Below are 20,628 nucleotides of genomic sequence, written 5' to 3' on the forward strand. Positions count from 1 at the left end.
TACAAACTTCAATCACATCTGTTTAGTCATTCACCAATGAGTCCCTCCCAGTTTCGTCCACGGGTCTTTGTCTCATACACCGGCAGCGACCTGCGAGAGCACGCCGCAGTGGTCAATGAAGTCGCGATGCAACTGGGCGCCGTCGTAACGGACTACGCGACGTCGGGACCGACTGGCGACCGCGGGGTTGATTGGTGCAAGAAACGTGTCGCCGAATGTGACATTCTTGTCGTCCTGGTCGCTCATCGATACGGCTGGATTCCCCCGGACGATCTTGGAGGGCACGACCAAAGAAGCATCACATGGCTCGAAGTGGAGGCGGCGGAAGAAAACGGTTTGGTCGTGTGCCCAACCGTGATCAATGACTCCGTTGCCGTTTTACCCAAGGACTACGAGGCAATTCAGACGCCTTCCGTTGCTCCACTGCTAGCGGCATTCAAGCAACACCTGTCTCAGTATCATTGCCCTCAATTCAGCGACCTGGAACATCTGCGGCGACTCATCACCAGTGGCCTTCAAACAGCGATTGAAACGGCAAGAACCAATCGTCAGGAACGGGAATGGTTCTCGAGACGTCTTGTGGAGCAGACACCCTTCGTCGGACGCCAGGAATTGATTTCAGAAGTCAAACGTCTGATGTTTGATCAAGGCGAACGTATCATTGGTCTTTACGGTGCTGCGGGTGTTGGCAAATCCTACTTAGCGTATCAATTCGCTTACCAAATACAGTCGCAACTTTCGTCGCCAGGTGTGCTCATTGAAAACTGCAGCGATCTTACCATTTCCAGGATCGCCAACCATTTCTTGACCCAAATCGATCACAACGCTGCCCTCATGGATCTCGCCCCTGGGCGAAAAATGACGAACTTTTTTGGCGACACGGAGGCGTTGCTTGTTTTTGACAATGTGGACGATCCGTCCGTCGGTGAACTCATCCCCGAGGGGCGATGTCGGGTCATCATCACCACTTCCAATCGAAGTCTATTGGACCAGTTGGGCATTTCGAAGAACGCACAGGTTTGCATCCCGCCACTTTCACAGGAAGCCGCCACCGAGCTTCTCGGCATTTCAAAATCCGATGAATTGCTGGACACCGAGTGGAACGCGGCGCAGGAGATCCTCAAGCGAATCGATTGCAACGCATGGGCGGTCGACTTCGTCGGCCGTCTGGCACGACAGTCTGAGTCGCCCACTCCACTGACGAGCATTTTGGAAACGATTTCTCAAGAGGGAACGACATGGATGGAAACTACTTCCAAGAAATCGATGCAGGCGACCGCTGCACTTCTTGCGGCAAGTCAACTGGACGCGACGACAGAAAAAGCATGGCGTTCACTGTCCGTTTGCCCGCGAACAGGGTTCTCCCGCGACGCATGGGGCTTTGTCGCCCAATTGTCCACGGCTGAAATCAATCGTGCCGCAGGCATTTTGTCAGACATGTCCCTGATCACGACGGCTGACGGATTCGATCGTTTTTTTGTCGGATCGTTGGTACGCGACCGTCTCATGGACGACACCCATGTCCGCGAATCACTCGCCGAACTGACTCAGCGCAACGCACACTACTACCGTGAACTGATCAAGAATTTTGCAGACACTGATGATAAAGACTGGCTATCGATCGATAGTGATGGATTCCTTTCCGCTGGCAAATGGATGCTCGAAAACGCCACCGACGATGACGAGTTTTGGCAATGTTTGATCGGGAGCCTTTCCGGTCTCGGATTTTCCAAACACGCATTGCGTTTGGCAGACTCCTACATGGCCACCAAAACGGAGGCAACGGTAGACATCGCCAAACTAAGGTTGAACCTGGAACATTTCCGCCTTCGAGCCAGCCACAGCGAGGATGTCCTCAATCGCTCCATCGAGCAACTGCATCAGTGCGAAAGCCTCTTCGCAGCGGCGGACGACAGAGAATCGCAGATTTCCTGCAGCATGTTGATTGCCCGTGCCCTCGAAAGCAAATCCGAGATCAGTCAGTGCATCGCCCTCTTGCGAACGGCACTTATCACATCCGACGAGGCAAAGCTGGAACGAACGTCGGCGCGGCTGCTTGTTGAAATCGGCCGAGTGCACCGTAAACGACATTGGTTGCAGAGGGCAGAACAGCATTTTGAATCTGCAATTGAAAGATTGAGACCACTTGATGACCCTCGATTGCTCGCTGAGGCGCTTCATCAGCTCGCCCTTGTAAAGCAACGATCGCCAACGGGGAAACACGAGGCCCTGGAATTACTTGACGAAGCAATTCCGATCGCCAAGTCGATCGGAGCAAGTCGGCAACTAGAGTACTTCAACACGTCTCGTGCACTGTTGCTCAGTAAGATGGATCGTGAAAAGGAAGCGGTCGCATTGATCCGTGATGCCATCAATCTCAGCAATCAACACAATGATCTGTCTAGCCTAGCGACACAGCACTCCGTCCTTGCTGGCATTCTGGCCCGGCAGAAAGAACCAACAGCAGAATTCCACTTTCTCGAATCGATACGACTTTGCGAGGAAACGGGCAAACAAGGACGGCAGGTAAAGGGAGTTCATAGGTACGCAACGTTTCTAAAGCAACAACATCGACGTTCAGAGGCGGCCACCGAATACTTAAAAGAATCGCTAATTCACCAACATCTCGGCCAGATGTTCAAGGCAACCCGATCGCTAATCGACGCGATTTCTATGATCGAAGACGAGGAAACCTTCGAACAAGCGATTCGTCGACTGGAAACACTGCTTCCCATCGTCGAACAGGAGTCAGGCTCTGATGAGCTGGAGGAGTTGCTCAATATTTTCATCAAGACGGTCCGCCTACGCAGACCCCATCAATCGGTGGAGGATGTCTTGGTCCGATTCGTCGATTTGTGTCGAACAGGCAACGACGATACCAAACTGGGTTGGTCACTGAGAATCCTATCCAGCGCCAATCGCAACCTTGGACACTTTGAGGAGGCCATCAAGAACACAACAGAGTCATTGCATTTGGCCGAAGCCACGGGAAACTCCGGTGCGAAAGCCAAATGCCTCGTCAGCCTCGGAGCCACTTACCGACAGATGGGTGAACTGGAAAAGGCACGGGAGCATCTGGAACAGGGCCATCAGATGCTTGCGGAGCTGGACTACAATTCGTCGGCTTTGAACCTAGCCGTGACTGAAGCCAGAGCATTGCGACAGGCCAACCGTTTCAGTGAAGCGAAAGCAACACTGGAACACGTGCTCCGGCGTCGCAGCGAGCTGGATGCCGTCAATACGATCCATGTTCTGCTGGAACTCGGCACGATCCATCGAAAGATGCGGCGACTTAAACGCGCGATTCAATGCCTTGCGGAGGCAGTCGACATCGCACGCGAGCACGGATTCCAATCCCTTCAAGCAGTTTCCCTCTCCGCGTTGGCGCAGGCACGAGGGTCGAGCCAAAAGTTTGATGAGCGGACGCTCGCATTCGCGGACTTCGAAGCAAGTGAGAAGATCCTTCGCAAACTGGGCTGGACACATCAACTCATCCGCAGCTTGATTCCTCACTCCGCGCTACTGCTAAGGAATGGAAAGTTCGAGCAAAGCATCGAAGCGATCCAGGAGGCGCTCAGTCTGTGCGAAAAAATCGAAGATTGGCGGCAAGCAGCGCATGCGTCCTCATGCCTTGCGTTGATTCATCGACGATGTGGGGAATTCGAGCAAGCATTCACGGCCCACGAAAAAGCCATCGCTGCATCCAAAGCCGCTGGCAATGACTATCTGGAGTTCCTCAATCGCCTGCAGTACGCCGTCACCTGTCGCGTCCAAGGAAACTATGACGAGGCAAGGATTAAGTTGGATGTCGCCGAAGAAATGATCGAGCGAGCGAGCCAAAGATTGGGTAGCCGAGAGCCGTTCATCAAGCTGTCATTGGAAAGAGCCACATTACACTGCTCGTATCGACAACCCATGGAAGCGATCGAGCCATTGCTCAATTCGCTGAAAGTCGCCAAAGAAGATCGACTCAACACTCTGGAGTACATGATCAATAGCCGGCTTGGAGATCTCTACCTGGAGGTTGGTAAACACGATCTCGCATTACCGCACTACGAGAAAATCATCGCAAGTGATCTTGATGCAAACCGAGACGCACGAGCCGTCAGCACGGCATTTCGCTCGCTGAGCGAAATGCGTCGAACCAAAGCGATGGACCATGCCCTGGATTGGATCGACGCTTTCATTGCTGAGGCCAAGAAGTTATCGCGTCCGAACGTGGTGGGACGATTTCGGATTGAAAAGGCAGATTTGCTGATCCGCGCCCATCGAGCACAGTCGGCCATGGAGCAGCTGAACCTCGCCGAGAAATCGTTGAGCGAACAAGAGGCTGAAAACACAGATCGCCAAATTTTATGGATCCGCGGTCAAGCCAATGAGTCTCTGGGAAACCCCAAGGCCGCTGTGGAAGACTACCGAAGAGCATTAGAACTCTGGGCCGATGACAGCGACTCCGACATGTTCCGACGAGTTCAGTTTCGCATGACGAAACTCTTACGGAAAGTCGGCTCTACGCGTGAGGTGATCGATCGACTTGAGATAGACGGGAAACGCCTGAAAGAGAGCGGGAATACGGAACAGTTTGCTCAGAACCAACGGCTTCTTGCTCGCGAACATTCAGCAGTCGGACACCATCGAGACGCGATCAGCGTACTACAAAACACACTTCGAGAACTGCCGGATCCATCAACCGAATCCATACGTATCGAGCGTGCCTTCCTGACACGCCAGTTGGGCTCGACATTGAGAATGGACCAGGGTCATCATTCACAGAGAGAGGCAGTTGACCGACTGACAGAAAGTTGCGCCCTTTGGAGAGAAATCGCGGATCGTTCACAGAAATGGTCGTCGCAGGTCGAACTCGCCAAGACTCAAAAAAGCCTTGCCTTTGCCCTTGAGGGCGCGCGAAGACACGAAGAAGCACTTGAGTTGTTGCAACAAAGCATGGCGACGTTCGAACGCCTCGGCGACGGTGCAGAGCTTGCCGACTCCTATACCTGCGTCGCATCTCGGCTGCTCAAGACGGGACACGCCAAAGAAGCAGTTTTCCTGGCAGAACGAGCGGTAAAGATTTCAGAGAAAGAAGACTCGCCACTCTGCTTGGCACGCGCTCTGTCCACGCTTGGTCAGTGCTATGGTTACCTCACACGACTCGATGAAGCTGTCGAGGTTCACAAACGCATGCTTCACCTCAACGAAGCTTATGCGGGAATTGATCAAGTCAATCGCGCACGAGCCATGCTCGCGTCCACTTACATTTTCCTAAGCCGGTTCGACGCCGCCGAACGCCTGCTTCGAGAAGTCATCGATTCCATTTCAGCCAAGTCGACCGGCAAAAGACTCAATCCTAGCGACGGACGGACTTTGGAGGGCGCCTACGCAAAGCTTGCACGAGCCTACCGAAACAAACACCGATACAACGATGCGATCGAAGCACTGAGACGGGCGTTGGATGTTTGTGTCGATTTCGATCTTGATTCCCAAATCCCCATCCGCCTACTGAGCTTGGCCGCCTGTTACGCGGATGTGGACAATTCAACGGACGCGATCAGCCGATTGGAAGAAGCCTATCGCCGATTCGAGAAACAAGGCCGTCGTTTCGACGTTTGGCTGCCCCGTGTTTTGACAACTCAAGGCGTCGTTCATCATAAGCGAAAAGACTACGACACGGCGATTTCCCAATTCCGCCGTTCCCTGCAGAAGATCGATTCCGTTGGCGATCAAGGCAACCGCGCGGTTGCCCTCAATGCACTTGGACATGCCCAACTCTGCGCGTGCAAATTTGACGATGCAATCGTTAGCCTCGACGAAAGCTTGGAAATCCTCCAGAAACTAGGAAACGAGTTGAATATTGGATCGGTGCAATCTCGCCGTGGACACGTACTGCTGAACCTGGATCGTCATGAGGAAGCCCGTGAAGCCATTGATGAATCACATCGAATCGCCAAGAGAACAGACAACACGGAAATGAAGGCAGAAGCCATGTTGGTCGAAGGCTTGCTGTTGGAGAAGCTTCAACAGACAGATCAGGCTTGCAAATGCTTTCGAGAATGCGCGGATATTTTCGATACGACCGGTGACCTGCGAAGCAAACTTGATGCATTGCGTCATCTGGCCCGGGTGCTTAAATCGTCTGATAACCCAACCCAATACCAAGCCGTTCTACTTCAATGTCACGAACTTGAACGAACACTCACAGACCGTGGATTCACCACCCACATGCCGTAGCGGTAATACTGATACTGCTTTTTCTACGGTAACCATCCGGCTTCATGAGCTTGTAACAATACTCCTGTCTCAACGCTTGGGATGTCTGAGGCTCGATCGATATCGACGCCGCGCAGCAATCTCAAATTGATACAAAGAGACCGAAGATGTCACGAACAATTGCTTTCATGACCCTGATGCTGGTGGGCCTCTCCGCCAATTTGCCCGCCAACCTGTCCGCCAATGATGTTGAGGTCGTGTATCTCAATGGAATGGTTCTCATAGAAGGAGACTCAAGCGACAACGCAATCGAGATTTCTCGCGTATACAACTCAATCCACATTGTCCGAGGGCTCAACGGGACGACGGTCGGCGGAGCGAGTTCTCAAATGATCTACATCGCAGATGACCTGCTCGTGGAAATGTTTGACGGTGACGATTTCATTGACATCCGATCACTTCACGTGCGTGGAAACGCTAATGCACAAGTCGTGATCGGACTTGGCGAGGGCGACGACACTCTGATCATGGAAAACGCGTCGGTTCGATTCAACATCCTGATATCTGACCCTCCCGGAAGCGACGGGAACGACATTGCCCTGCTGCGCTCCATCACATGCAATGACTTGGACATCTTGACCGAACTGGGAACCGATCAAATCAGCGTGGTCAGCTCCACCGTCAACGAAAACCTCGAAATCAGGGCATCGGGAGCGGCGACAGTAGGTGTTACACATAGCGACATCGATGGCGGGCTTTTCATCAACACGGGACGTTTGGGAGCAGACACGATCAATGTGATCGCCAACGACTTTGTTTGGACGAGTATCCATACGTCGGATCGAAACGACAACTTGATCATTGTAGGCAACCACAGCCACTATGTTTGGGGATCGATTAGCTTGAACAACGGCAATGACAACCTGACTTTCGAACACAATCAAATGGGCGATTGGTACACTTGGCAAGGCGGTGCGCTCCTTGTCGACGGTGGCCCAGGGACCGACCGCGGAATGATCCGCCGAGTGATGATCTGGGACCCTATCGTGACCGAGTCATGGGAAGGTTCCTTCAAGTAGACAAAGCTGTCCGCTGGCTTTTCGCTCTCATCAAGCCGGTGGGCAGAACTGGAGATAGAGTTCCCACGACGCGTCGTGTTCGGCCATGCACTGGATTTCATGTGAAGTGCACTCGGCCATCAGCGACTGATGGATCGAAGCGATGTCCGCGCCGGGCTTGATGTAAAAGATCAACTCCTTGCAAGTCGGATCGGTCAACGTCAACACATGGACTCCCGTCGCCGACTGGGCCACTTTGGCAATGATTTGATCTTCGATCGCAGAGACTTGTTCATTCTCGGCTGAATCAGGAACATCGCGACCGGATGCGACTTGATAGGGAATGGCAAACCCGAGTTTGATCCCAAGCTCGGGATGCCCGAGGAAGGGCTCCGCGGACTGATTGCGGCGAATGAACAGAATTCCAGAGTCGGTTTCAGCCCGAGCAAGACTCCACTGCGCGTCATCGCCAGGAAGTTGATCGAGATCAACGGCCATTTGTTTTCTCCTCAAGGTCATCGGCTCACGAAATCGCCAGATAGATTACCAAACGACTGTCCATCCGGGAACATCGACTCGTAGGCACAGACTCGAGCGGCACAGAGTGCTTTTTCGTAGAGGGCGATATCCGCCCTTGTCGTTTCGAATAGGCTTGGGTGCAAATAAAACCCCCGTCCCCTTTTCTCGCGCGTTCCCTTTTCGCGCGATCACTCCTCCCACTTCAAACTTACAAACATGATTCGATCCTCCTTTTTCTGATTGGAAGCTCCTTCCGTCGAGCTTGTCTCGGCGGAGGAAACAACTGACGGCTACTTGCCCAAACAAACAAAACCTCCCCACCGCCCGCGAATCGCCTTTGGCGATTCGCGGGCGGCGGGGAAGTGAATGCGACTGTGCTACCGGCTAGCTGCCAGTTGTTGCTCCGAACCGGGGCAAGCCCGGCGGAAGCAAAGAATCCATCTTACGTAGACCGTGAACAATGAGTCACAGCCGGTCAATGAAACCACCCGATCTCAATTCGGCCAAGGCCATCCCAAGAGAATCGGGAGACGAAGAGTCGTCGAGAGGGCTCCCCCAATCTTCGCAGGAACTCGCCCACGCCCCCCTCAAGAGAACCAAAAATCCACCCAGTCTCAATTCGGCCAAAAATGCGACATCAAAAAGGCCGGCAACACGTAACCTGCGAAGAACCAAAAACAAAGAGGCCTGACCCCTTTGATTTGTTCAACGGTACGTGGATTAGAACCGCTTCTGTTGACGACCGAAAGTGTTCTGTTTGGGGCTACAGTTTATCGCGTTATATCCCCAATTCCTCCCAACACAAACTCGCCAAGCAATTACCCGATCGCACGAACTCAATGATCGCCTTTTCTGCCAACTCAAATCTGACAAACTGTTTTCGCTTGTATTTGTCTATCAACCCTGCCTTTTTGACTTCGATTTCCTCCGTTGAATCACCCTCAATCAAAAAATACTCGAAGGCATCATTGTCACCACAGCAAACGACTAACCAGCCGAAATCTCCATGTGAAAACAAGTGGAGCCAACCAGAATCTTCACCGTCTCCTTGAATAACCATCGCGTCGGGCCAGTTTTTTTCCGCGCCGAACGCTCGGATAAGCGAAAGGACTGTTTGCTCAACATCCTCACTTACTACCTGTTCCGTGCCGTTAGGAAGGAGAAGGTTAAAACGTGTCGTCGTAGTCATATTTGTGCCTCTCCTACCTTGGCCATACCAGAACATTCCCAGCCCGATCAATCACTGTTAATTTCTCCAAACCGAGAAGTCGCCGCATGTTGTTCAGCCCAGATTTACAGCCTTGGCAGACGAAAAGATTGTCAACGTACAAGGTTGCGCTCTTTCCCTGACCATTCCCTCTATTAAACCCTTGGAGGAGTACATCACCTTCGGCATGGCGGAGAAGCTGAAATGTCGGGCCCTTGTGCCCAAGCTCTGCTGCCAGCTTCTGCAGCGTCCGTGCCGCATCATCGGAGTTTGCAACGCCTCCGTTAATTCCGAAGAAAGAATGACCATCAATGTCGAGCCTACTTAACGTGAATGCGTCATCCGTAGTCGCCGCAGGTATACCCAAGTCGCGTCGTAGTTGTGCAAGGGACTCAAATGCTTCATCCGCTACACTCCTTGGGGCAAGGCTTTATGGTTATCCGGTCATGTTCAGCTCGATTGCTAGGTTCCCAAGAGATTGCTCTGAGACTCGCTCGCCAATACAACGCTTAATGATCGCTTCTAAATCCCGGCGAGGCACATGGCGTCCCCTGTCAAGCCAAAGCGACTCATCTACGATTCTACCTCCGAGTTTCGAAGCCAGAATTTCCGCTATGACTACGATCAAGCCGTAAGTCACTTTGTCTCGAAAAAGACCTCCGTCAAGACTGCACCATAGTCCTGCTTCTTCCGGATCGTAGTCAAAGTGCGAGACCGTGACTTGAACGATGGCTTCACCATGTCGCACCAGAATCTCGTCCTCGGACGGGTTTGTCACTTCGATTTCTGAACGATTCGAAAATCGATCTAACCCTTCACGAACAGCGTTAAGCACGTCGAGGTAGGCGAAATCAAGTGGCGCTTGGATGGATAGTTCAACGGACATGTTCGTACTCCCTATGGAACGATCTGGACCCAGCCATCACGTGTAAGCACCCAAATTTTCGAGATAGTCCCTTGGGTTGGAATCTTCGACAGTGGTCCCTTCGCTGCAAAGTCGAGTAGCTGATCTTTCCCCACGTTGACCGCCTTGATGTAAAGGTCCACATTCACGCCTGCTTTCAGTGCAGACGACTCGGCTTGACTAGCATGACGAAGTACCGCACCCAATCCGCCTTGAGTCTCTTTCAGACTAACCTTCACTCCATCCAAGATGCCATCGAAACCGGCTTGTCCTCGTTTGGCGGCGCCAACAAAGTTTCCACCGAACTTTGAAACGATGTCATTTGCAAGGACAAGTTCATGTGCCTCCAATGCGTTTCGAACAACTGTTCCCCTTGGGGCAAGGCTTCTCAGTTTAGCAGCTTTTGCCGCGGTTGTGGAATCCGATGATGCCTCAATGAGCTTGACTGCGTCTTCAAAATGGCTTGCGACAGTATGGGGAAGTTGAATCTGGCCTTCAGCATCCAGTTTTCGTAGTTTCGCAAGCAGTTTCTGCCCCGCCTGGGTGGCGTCGTCGCCGTTCTGGATCGCCGTCACAAACGTGTCCATTGCGAGCTTGCAGGGCGTTGATGTGTTGTGAACCCAAACTCGGCTCTGACCAACAAAGTACGTGTGCGACCCAGCGACCTCGATGTTGTAGGTGGTGAATTCCTCACCGGGTGGCGAATTGAGTTGCGCAATCCTGGAGATCGTCAGCACGCGGCCTTCGGCAGACACGACGCGACTGCGTGTGGTCAGCTCGTCCGCTTAGACGAAATCTTCCGTGTCCAGTCTGATCCCAGAATTCATTCTCTGCGGAGTCGAGAGCGCCGAGCGTGGCGACGGAGTCGACAACATCCATTGCAAAATCAGGAATGTTTGTCAGATCTCCGTTGATCGGAGACGAAAACTCGGTCCAAGTTCCCCACGCACTGTAGATCCAGTCCTCTATCCGATCGACAACTTTCGCGGAAGCGGCCGCCCAGTAGAGTGGATCAAATTCCCCTGCGGGTTCTTTGATCTCGAGCAACCCGCTCTCATCAAGCACCACCTCAGGAGAAGCATCCAATTCTGTCAACGGGTTGCCAACTCCATTGTTGTCCGAGGACTACAACTACCCCCGTCCCCTTTTCGCCACGTCCCCTTTTCGCCACGAGGCCGCGTCGTCGACTCAAGATTAAACTTTCTGTCTATCGATTCCACCCAGGTTTCCTCGCCCATATTTATTTCCTGGCACGCTCCCCTTTAGGGGGTTATATTGCGGGGCATATTCAGTGAAACGTTGGAGTTCGTTTGACTGGTCCTGTTGAATCGACAAGAGGGGTTTGTTTGAGATGCGTGCTTCTGTCATCGTTTTTATTTTGGTAGTTTTTCTATACGTTCCACAGATCACGTTTGCTCGCGAGTGGGTGGATTCGACGGGGAAGTTCCGGGTGAATGCTGAGCTTGTAGCCGTGCGGGGCGACAATGTCGTGTTAGAACGTGAAAATGGCCAAATCGTCAGCTTGCCGATTTCACGTTTATGCAAGGCTGACCAAGACTTTCTGAAGCAGCAAGCAGCAACGAAGACTCCAGCGAAAGGCACCGGTTCAGCACCGCAGACCGCCCCCGAGCCTTCCGATGACCAAAAACTCGCTGGTCATGCGCTCGGGATTCTGAAGACGCATTGTTATCGCTGTCACGGAGAAGACGGCGCGGACGAAGGTGGATTTGACTTTGTCCATGACCGAGAAAAGCTGGTTGCGGCGGGATACTTGCTTCCCAAAGACGCCGCGCGATCACCGCTATTTGATCGAATGGTTTCGTCTGATTCACCGATGCCACCCAAGGGCGAATCACCCAGGCCATCAGCGGATGAGATTGACGTCGTGCGTGCATGGATCGCCGAAGGGGCCACAGCAACTTCGACCATGCCGACGAGTGAATTCGTCACCAACGGACTACTTTATCGTCTTGTCTCGCAAGACTTAATGAAGTTACCCAGCGAAGACCGCGGCCATGCTCGATACTTTTCCACGACTCATTTGTACAACCTGGGCGTGTCTGATGAAGAGTTAGCAACATACATGACTGCATTGGCAAAGCTGCTCAATAGCCTTTCGTGGAATCGAGAGTTGGCTGGTCTTCATCCCGTCAGCGGTCAACCTCATTTGTTCCGTATCGATCTTCGTGACTTGAAATGGTCCGGAAAAGTTTGGCAACAAATCCTGGACCATTATCCGCATGGACTGGTCGACGCCTCTCGTGATGCACTGCGGGTGCGGATGGAGACGTCCTGCGAAGTTCCAATTGTTCGCGCGGACTGGTTTGTTGCTTCTGCGTCACGACCGCCGCTATACCACACCTTGGCTCAAATCCCATCCACGGACGAACGCTTAGAGGCACTGCTGCGGGTCGATGTCGACGAGAACATTAAAGCACAGAAGGTCGTTCGGTTGGGTTTTGCGAGATCTGGGGTCTCGCAAAACAACCGTCTTTTGGAACGTCATGAATCCATCTTTGGAGCCTACTGGAAGAGCTATGACTTTGCGGGCAACACCGACCGCAAGAACTTGTTCGATCATCCCTTGGGACCAGGGAAAATTTCAAACAGCTTTGAACACGACGGAGGCGAGATCATTTTCCAACTGCCCAACGGCTTGCTCGCGTTCATGCTGACGGATGCAGAAGGACGTCGCATTGACCGAGGCCCAATCGAAATCGTCAGCGATCCCAAACAGCCCGATCGGAGGGTCGTCAACGGGGTTTCCTGCATGTCCTGCCACTACGGCGGATTCATTCAGAAATCGGATGAAATCCGCAGGCACGTGGTCGCGAATGTCTCCGCCTATCGAAATACCGACGAAATTCTCGGGCTGTATCCGGAGGACGAGACAGCAAAGCAATTAATTGAGAAAGATACTCTTGGCTACTTGCAGGCTTTGAGATCAGATCAAATCGGAATTGATAATCCTACACGAACCGGAGAACCGATCGTCTTGATTGCCAATCGATATCAAAACGAGTTGGATCTCAAGCAGGCCGCTGCGGAGATGGGGATGGGCTCGCATGCTTTGCTTGCCGAATTGAAAAGGCTGAATGATACAGTGGTTGATCGTACCTTCGGTGCGCTCAAGATCCGTGGCGGTGTCATCAAACGGGAGATCTTTGACAAAGCCTTTTTGGGCTTGGCCGAACGGATCAATCTCGGACAACGAGCCGCATCGACGGGCAATGCCATCGCCAAAACCGACCAGCGGCCTTTGTCACCAGAACGCACGGCTCGCCCGCGATCCAGTAATTCCACTGCACCGCGAACTGGCAATGTACCAGCGGCCGCACAGGAGGCCCTGCGGGCTGGGATCGCAGCGATCGGACGTGGACATTGGCAAGCTGCAGATGACGAATTCAGGATCGCGTTGCGTCACTCTGCGAACAACCAAGTCTTTCAAGCCCGCGTCTATGAACAGGCGATCCAAGTTTACGAACGTGGCGAAGCGCTAGAGCCGTTGTTGACGGCGCATCAGTTTTTACTCGATTCGTGCACCAATACGGCTGAAATCGAGCAGGCGAAAGTCAACCTGTTCAATTCGCTGTTTCGTTTTGCCCGCAAGTCTTCGGTAAGTTGGCTTCGGCAAACCAATGTGACAGAAATCCAATGGGGAACTGAACCACTGCCGACATCGATTTCCAACTCGCTTGCTGCGGTATTCGAACGGCAACTTCAGCAGACACCTCATCATGAACCCGCATTACGTGTGATGCTGACCTACTGGACCCGTGTGCGAAATGACCAGAGCAAGCAGTTTGAGATACTGAAACTGCTGGACGAGACACTGGCTAAGAGGGACGAGAAAATTGGAGGCATGGAGCGTTTCAACTACGCTCACTATCACGCGACTTCGGGAGATGCTGCCAAGGGTGCAGAACTGTATTCGGAAATCGCTCGCGAATTCGGTGGGCGTGCTGCCGGCGATGCTCGGGTGAATGAAGCGCAGGCTTGGATCCGCTGCAACGAAGTGGACAAAGCGGCAACGGCGCTAAGCCTAGCACAACGGCACTTTGAGGGTGGCGAAGTCGGAGCAGCCTATTCGCTGGAGAAGATTGGTGATTTGTTTGTGTCCATCGACCGGCAGGCTCTTGCCGTTGGAGCATTTCGTGCTGCACTTCGACTGGAAAAATCGCCTATTCAAATCGAAAAGCTGCAACAGAAAGCAGCGGCTTCGCTCTCTGGTTCGAGCGGTCCAATGGCTTCGGCTGGAACAGGTTCGATGCCGGCAGATGATCTGCTGGATCCCCGACGCGTCTACCGAGTCAAAGCGCAGCAAAGCGAGCAGTCTGCAATGCAATCTCCGACTTCTGCGGTCTATCAACTGATCCAAGCAGCAGAGAGTTGGGTGCAGGCCGAGTCGCCTGACGATGCGACTCGCGTATTGAAGAAGGCGACTTCTCGCCTTCGCGTCGAATCAAACGGTGGGCGGGACTACGAGCACAAGCAAATCGCCCAACTTTACACACTTCTGGATCAGCCAGAGGAGGCCGTCACTCACTGGGCCGAGGCGATCAAACGTTGCAAGTCAACGCACACCATCGCGGAATTCCAGGGTTATGTCGATGCGCTGCTGGCGAAGCATCCTGGTATGGCAGTAGCCGAACCTCTGAAAGGCTACATTGATCCCAACTACGGTTTCCGAATGTCGGCAACAGAACTCGAAGCGCGTCCGTCTGGTGATTCTAGCTCGCGTGCGACCAATTTGGTGCAAGCGGCGGGAAAGTGGAGTGAAGCTGGCGACGTGCAGGAAGTCCGCCGCGTTGGTGCACTTGCCGTGACTGAGATTCGAAAGATTAGTTCGAATTCGTCGCACCACCCCGGCGAACGCCTCTACGCAACACTAGCAGATAGCTTGCAGAAGGTCGACTTATTCAACGAAGCCGTCTACTGCTACCTGGGGGCAATCCAACTAGCGAAACGGGATGATGATGCCGTGAAGTATCACCAACAGATGAAAAGGGTATGCGAAGAGAACGAGTTGTCCGTCCCAGTCATACCGCAGGAATTCGCTCAAAAGCTTGATCCGTTGAATCGCTATCGGGTATCCGCGGCCGAGAAGGAACAAAAGGCAAAAGAATCCAGTAGTGAATCGATGCAACTTCACTACTGGATGCAAGCCAGCAACGATTGGCTAAAAGCTGACGAAAGGGAACTCGCGTCGCATGCGGCCGATCAACACTTGGAACTGTTGAATCGCAAAGGAAACGTTTCCGATAACACCTATCGAAACTTGGCAGAACACTACGAAAAGATCGGCGACGACCAGCGTGCGATCAAAACCTACGAACGTGCGTTAGAGGTTTCGAAAAGCGACTACCAAAAGAAGAGCTTGCAAGAGAAGATCAACGCCCTGCGTTAACCGGTTCGTCCAATTGTGCCACCGAGGAATGCTTCGGACCGAGCAGGTCGATGGTGATGGTTGCTGCGGTCTTCGCCTCGGCGATCCAATAGCCTTCGCCCTCCTTTTTGGGAATCGTAATTCGATCGGTTAATGCATTTTCATCATCCAAATGTATCGGCAAGGTTTCAATGCTGGAAACCTTGCAAGGTCGCCCCAATGCAACGTTCTCATTACCAATAATCACTTCAACCTCCGCTAGACCGACACCCTCACCATTCCATTTCGGAATCTCAATCTCCACTCGATCGAACATAACCCTTGAAACTGGAATCGGGTTGCGTGGAAAACGGCGGTTGAGCGAAACTCCTTTTCGATCAAACACGACCTGATCTCCCAGATACAGTCGCAGGTTGACCAGCATTGATGACCGATTGTGCAGGGATCGATCCGGTGGAAGATTCCAGATCACGACCCCCAAGTCGCCTCGATTGACACTGAATTTGTACTTCAGGTCTGCGATCGCCATTTTCTTCTGAAACTCATCACGACTTGCATCCATCGCGGCACCGTATTTCTGTCGGGCTTGGCTGATCTTTTCCGCCGTCTCGCGATCGATCTTCGCTCGCTCGTCACGATTGTCGGCCATCCCTTTCTTCATGCGTTCGGCCGAGCGACGGATCTCTTCCTGGACGGCTTTCATCGCCGAGTCATACTCGGATGCTCCAAACGGCTTGCCTTCCGCAATCAAACCGTTCGCTTTCTCGATCTGGAGAGCATAGATATCCAAAATCTGGGCATGAAGCTGTTTACCGAAAGCCGAACTCTCCGCTGTTGCACGGTTTGCTTTTTCAAAGCCGTCCCGTGCGGCGCGAAGCTTCGCCAAGTGTTCGTTTCCGCCCGCCTGATCAATGATGGAATCTAACCTCGACTCCTGCGCACTTGACTGGACAGGAAGCAAAGTCATTGGCAGGAAACAGGACGTCATCAGCAACAAACGAATCAACATTTCAATTACGATCAAAATCTGGTGACGGATTGAAAACCGGCATTCTAACAGAAATGTTTGAACCCAGTTAATCTACACGCGATCTCAAAGGAATCGAAGGTCTTTCCAATCTGACCCCGACTACTGCTCGATACGACATCGCGAACGCTACTGGGTTCAAGCGATTTCTGACAACGACGATGATGAATCAAACTATCTCGGTGCTCTACTATCTCTTCGTGAATTGAGTACGAAGATGATCCGAACCTCAGCGAAAGCGGATCGACTCACAACTCCCGTAAAATTCGGCACCTTCTTGGTTGGCGACTGCCATAGCGTCCGAGAGAAAATACCCCCGGCAGGATTCGAACCTGCGACCTGCGCGTTAGGAATGCGCTGCTCTATCCAGCTGAGCTACGAGGGCGTGATTTCTTTTCGCAAACAGTGTAACCTCGAACTCCCATTCTCGACACCTGGAGATCGCGGTTGGTTCCACCCAAAAATTCTAACGATTCCCCACTCGATGTGACGCTTGCTAGACCACTCTGCGATCAAGTTTTCCCGCGTCTTTGGGCTTTTTTCTTGCTTGTCCTGGTCGCTGTGACTTGGCCGCTTTGGGTACCGCTGCCGTCACAGTACCCCAACATCGCTTTGCTGCCCTGGTGGCACTGGCAGTCGACCGCCGGGCTCGCCCTGCAGTGGTCGGCCTTGGCAGGGCTGGCATCCTCGGGAACACTGGTCGCATTGGGAGTGTTCAAACGCTTTCATGCCGGACTTTGGTGGACGGTGATGGGATGCCTGATCGCTTTGATGCTGACGGATCAACATCGGATTCAGCCCTGGGCGTATCAGAGCATTCTGTATGCCGGGCTATTCGCCACCTTGGGTCATCGACGAGACCCGTCGGCGAAATCTTGGTTTGTCGTCATCACCGCTTCGATTTACTTCTACAGCTCACTGGGTAAGTTCGACTATCAATTCCTGCACACCGTCGGCGATGAATTCCTCAGTGTCTCCACGGCTCCTCTGGGCGGACTGCCCGATACCTGGAGACCTTGGCGGACCACGCTCGTGGCGATGATGCCGGCAACAGAAATGACCATCGCCCTGCTGGTACTCTTTCCACGCACGCGACGAGTCGGCGGAATGGCCGCGATGGGATTGCATGCCACACTGATCCTGATCCTCGGTCCCTGGTCTTTGAATCACAGCCTTGGCGTGCTGACTTGGAACGTTCTGTTAATAATCCAAGCCTACCTGCTGATGGTCCGTCGACCGACCCAAGCACACGACGAGGCTCACACGGGTTCAGGGCCGAGAAAAAACAGCGGGGTCTGGCAAGTGCGAGTACTCGTTCTGGCTGCCTTGATCGCTCCGATCGGAGAACGATGGGGATACTGGGACCATTGGCCATCGTGGGCGTTGTACTCACCGCACAACAGTCGCGTTGATGCGGAGATCCATCGCAGCAAACTCCGTGAGCTGGACGATTCACTCGCCAACTGCGTCCAAGAGGACGGCGATGGCGACGGATGGCACGAACTGAAACTCAGCCAGTGGTCACTGGATCAGCGAGGAGCACCGATTTATCCGCAGGCAAGGTACCAATTAGCGCTGCTGGCAAACTTGGCCGAACGCTACGAATGGGGAACGGGCGTACGATGCAAACGACGCGGGGTCTCCGATCGTTGGACAGGCGTCCGCGATGAATCGTTGCACATGGGACAGCGTGAGATTCAATCCGCATTGAAACGCTATTGGCTGGTGCCATCGGGCTGAAAACCATGACCGAACGCACGGAAGACAATGAATCACAGCAACGTTGGGGCGGAGACATCCAGTCGCCGACGCTGCTGTATGTCAAAGGCAGCTTGTTTGTGTTGCTGGGCATCACGTCTGCGGGACTGCTGCTGTTGCACTCGCCGCATTGGAAAACCGCGTTCCTGTTGGGCGTTTGTGTTTGGAGCTCTTGCCGAGCCTACTACTTTGCATTCTACGTCATCGAACACTACATCGATGACGGTGAGCGATATGCAGGGTTGCTGGACTTTGCCAAACGGTTTGTGCGACGAAAGCGATGAAGTGACTTGCGTCCTGCGGTGGGGAGCGGCAATGTACTCGACCCGGTTGCCGTTCCGACGGCGGGAACCGGACGCTATCGAGAGCGTCCCGCTTAGAAAGTTGATCGCACCAGCCATTTTTCTCGTCTTTACTAGCACGAAGCGCAAGCGAGTGCACCACTGGTTCCCAGGCTCCTGCCTGGGAACCCAATGATTAGCAGGCTCCTGCCTGCCGATCTGCTGACAATTTCCAGGCCACGCTGACTTTCGCGAGGCAGAGCCTCCATGGCAGTGCGTTCCCAGGCGTGAGCCTGGGAACGAGCGTTCTAAGCGGGACGCTCGCTATCGCGTGGCGGCTGGTTGAGTGACCTACTGCCTGGCGACACGATTTCGATTACTCGTCGTCGTCTTCTTCGTCGTCGTCGTGTTCGCACAGGGCAACGACTTCGGCCATCAGTTTGATGGACAGCAGGCATGGCTCGTCGCTTTCAGGGTCGAGCAGCAGTCCGACGTCTTCGGGGATGTACAGCAAGAGAGATTCACCGTCGACCACATAGCCTTCGATCTCCTCGTCATCGCTGAACATTTCGGGCATCGTTTGAACGAAATGCCCGGCAAGTGGTTCAGAGGAAAACGCGACCCAAACGTCTTGCTCTTCGATCTCGGCGGTCAGCACGCCGACGGCTTCCTCATCGTCTTCGTCGGCTCCTTCGTCGCGCACATTGATGAGCACGAATTCACGACCGGCAATCCAATCGCGAATCTTGGGGGCATCTTGCGCCTCGATCGCGGCTCGCAATTCGGAGTGGTCGGGTGATTCGGTCATGATTTGGCAAGCTCGGTAGGCGGAGTGAATGAACCAACAAAGCGTCATTGGAGCCTAAAGACGTGAGTTCGTCGACTCGGCACCCCCGCCAGACCCCGATTTCGCGACTCTAGCCCGGATGATTCATGAGCCGCTGGCGCAATAGCATCCGGTTCCCGAGTAGAGGTGTGAGAACCGGACGCTATCGCGTGGCGGCTGATATGCGCAGACTGTTTTCGCACCAATCCACGCAAGCCGTTTCTCGCAAATGTGTTGCGAAGTCTGTAGTGAGTCGCGTTAATAATCCGGGCTAGTTTCCCAGTCAGTCGCCCATCAGCATGTCGCCCAGTCCGCCCAGCACCGAGCCTTCCCCTTTTCGCGATCCGCCCACCGCGCCGGGCATCGCACTGGCCAGTCGACCGGCAAAGCGTGAGAACGGCAGGGACTGCAGCCACACCGGCCCGGGGCCTTGCAAGGTCGCCAAGAACAGGCCTTCCCCGCCAAAGAACGCGTTTTTGAGACCACCGACGAACTGAATGTCGTAACTCACACTCGGCCCCATCGCCATCAAACATCCCGTGTCCAACCGGAGCGTTTCTCCGACGCTGAGTTCTCGGTACATCATCGTTCCGCCGGCATGGACGATCGCAATTCCGTCGCCTCGCAGTCGTTGCATGATGAACCCCTCCCCGCCAAACAAACCGGCACCGATCTTTTTCTGAAATGCAATGTCGATGGTGATTCCACGGGCACCGCACAGAAAAGCGTCCTTTTGACAGATGATTTCGCCACCGAGTTGATCCAGGTGCAGCGGCACCATCCGACCGGGGTGCGGCGCCCCGAATGCGACTTTGGCTTGCGTCCGGCCATTGTTGGTAAAGGTCGTCATGAAGAGCGATTCGCCGGTGAGCACCCGTTTGCCCGCCGAGAGGACTTTGCCGAACAATCCGGTATCCTGCTTGGACGGGTCTCCAAAGACGGTTGCCATATCGATCCCCGCGGTCATGTACATCAACGCTCCGGCTTCCGCGACAGTCTGCTCACCCGGATCGAGCGTGATCTCGACGTACTGGGATTCATGGCCAAAGATCTCGTAGTCGATTTCGTCTGCTCTTCGATTGACGCCGTCGTTTGACTGGCCCCCTCGCATGGTCACCGGAGCAGTCGTCATTTGAATTTCCCCCGCGGCGAAACGGTTGTCGCCGTCGGTGGTCGTGTTCCCAAAACCGCCGCCGGATCCGGCTCGCACGCTGCTCGGCGAGGAGGGGGCGACCGGGCTCATCGCTGGCAGGGTTTCACTCAGATCAAAGCCGGAATCTTGCCCGCCGGGCACAGAAAACTGTTGCCCACACGCTTTGCATCCGACTTGCTTTCCCGCCAAGGAATCGTCGGCCTGATAACGTTTTCCACACATGGGACAATTGAATTCCATCGCTCGGGGCTCCTGTTTGAGTTGGAAAGGTTCCCGCCTCTATGGCGGATTGCAAGAATGAT

13 protein-coding genes and 1 tRNA gene are annotated in these 20,628 nt (G+C 53.7%); 5 read left to right on the forward strand and 9 right to left on the reverse strand.

Features of this window, described 5'->3' with window-relative positions:
* Positions 1 to 36: 36 nt before the first annotated feature.
* Together Pla52nx_RS29050 and Pla52nx_RS29055 are read left to right on the forward strand one after the other, a co-directional pair.
* Positions 37 to 6,228, forward strand: a complete 6,192-nt coding sequence (locus Pla52nx_RS29050; RefSeq protein ID WP_197454790.1) for a tetratricopeptide repeat protein — start codon at positions 37 to 39, stop codon at positions 6,226 to 6,228.
* 146 nt (positions 6,229 to 6,374) lie between these two features.
* Positions 6,375 to 7,286: a hypothetical protein gene (locus Pla52nx_RS29055; protein ID WP_146521449.1), complete on the forward strand. Its 912-nt coding sequence runs from the start codon at positions 6,375 to 6,377 to the stop codon at positions 7,284 to 7,286.
* Positions 7,287 to 7,316: 30 nt separating this feature from the next.
* Here Pla52nx_RS29055 and Pla52nx_RS29060 read toward each other — a convergent pair whose 3' ends face one another.
* The 5 genes from Pla52nx_RS29060 to Pla52nx_RS29075 form a co-directional block, all read right to left on the reverse strand.
* Positions 7,317 to 7,763, reverse strand: a complete 447-nt coding sequence (locus Pla52nx_RS29060; protein WP_146521450.1) for a DUF695 domain-containing protein — start codon at positions 7,761 to 7,763, stop codon at positions 7,317 to 7,319.
* Positions 7,764 to 8,562: 799 nt separating this feature from the next.
* The gene (locus Pla52nx_RS29065; protein WP_146521451.1) at positions 8,563 to 8,973 is read right to left on the reverse strand and encodes a hypothetical protein; all 411 of its coding nucleotides are present in this window, start codon (positions 8,971 to 8,973) and stop codon (positions 8,563 to 8,565) included.
* Between the two features lie 13 nt (positions 8,974 to 8,986).
* Positions 8,987 to 9,358, reverse strand: a complete 372-nt coding sequence (locus Pla52nx_RS33060; protein ID WP_425289846.1) for a cytidine deaminase-like fold-containing protein — start codon at positions 9,356 to 9,358, stop codon at positions 8,987 to 8,989.
* Positions 9,359 to 9,427: 69 nt separating this feature from the next.
* Positions 9,428 to 9,877, reverse strand: a complete 450-nt coding sequence (locus Pla52nx_RS29070) for a hypothetical protein (RefSeq protein ID WP_146521452.1) — start codon at positions 9,875 to 9,877, stop codon at positions 9,428 to 9,430.
* Positions 9,878 to 9,888: 11 nt separating this feature from the next.
* Positions 9,889 to 10,482: a hypothetical protein gene (locus tag Pla52nx_RS29075; RefSeq protein ID WP_197454791.1), complete on the reverse strand. Its 594-nt coding sequence runs from the start codon at positions 10,480 to 10,482 to the stop codon at positions 9,889 to 9,891.
* Between the two features lie 764 nt (positions 10,483 to 11,246).
* Here Pla52nx_RS29075 and Pla52nx_RS29080 point away from each other — a divergent pair.
* Positions 11,247 to 15,302 (forward strand): SHD1 domain-containing protein, encoded by a 4,056-nt coding sequence (locus tag Pla52nx_RS29080; protein ID WP_146521453.1) that lies wholly within the window; start codon positions 11,247 to 11,249, stop codon positions 15,300 to 15,302.
* Here Pla52nx_RS29080 and Pla52nx_RS29085 read toward each other — a convergent pair.
* Both Pla52nx_RS29085 and Pla52nx_RS29090 read right to left on the reverse strand, forming a co-directional pair.
* Positions 15,286 to 16,248 (reverse strand): hypothetical protein, encoded by a 963-nt coding sequence (locus Pla52nx_RS29085; RefSeq protein WP_146521454.1) that lies wholly within the window; start codon positions 16,246 to 16,248, stop codon positions 15,286 to 15,288. The genes Pla52nx_RS29080 and Pla52nx_RS29085 overlap by 17 nt on opposite strands.
* Positions 16,249 to 16,619: 371 nt before the next feature.
* A tRNA-Arg gene (locus Pla52nx_RS29090) sits at positions 16,620 to 16,693 on the reverse strand.
* A 176-nt stretch (positions 16,694 to 16,869) separates the two neighbouring features.
* Between Pla52nx_RS29090 and Pla52nx_RS29095 the strand changes: the two genes are divergently transcribed.
* Entirely contained in the window at positions 16,870 to 18,048 is a 1,179-nt protein-coding gene (locus Pla52nx_RS29095; RefSeq protein ID WP_146521455.1) for a hypothetical protein, read from the forward strand.
* A gap of 5 nt (positions 18,049 to 18,053) precedes the next feature.
* Positions 18,054 to 18,350: a hypothetical protein gene (locus Pla52nx_RS29100; RefSeq protein ID WP_146521456.1), complete on the forward strand. Its 297-nt coding sequence runs from the start codon at positions 18,054 to 18,056 to the stop codon at positions 18,348 to 18,350.
* A 373-nt stretch (positions 18,351 to 18,723) separates the two neighbouring features.
* Here the strand turns inward: Pla52nx_RS29100 and Pla52nx_RS29105 are convergent, their stop codons facing one another.
* Positions 18,724 to 19,155, reverse strand: a complete 432-nt coding sequence (locus tag Pla52nx_RS29105) for a hypothetical protein (protein WP_146521457.1) — start codon at positions 19,153 to 19,155, stop codon at positions 18,724 to 18,726.
* A 301-nt stretch (positions 19,156 to 19,456) separates the two neighbouring features.
* Entirely contained in the window at positions 19,457 to 20,566 is a 1,110-nt protein-coding gene (locus Pla52nx_RS29110; RefSeq protein WP_197454794.1) for a TIGR00266 family protein, read from the reverse strand.
* Positions 20,567 to 20,628: the final 62 nt, after the last annotated feature.

The organism is Stieleria varia, assembly GCF_038443385.1.
GTDB classification, from domain to species: domain Bacteria; phylum Planctomycetota; class Planctomycetia; order Pirellulales; family Pirellulaceae; genus Stieleria; species Stieleria varia.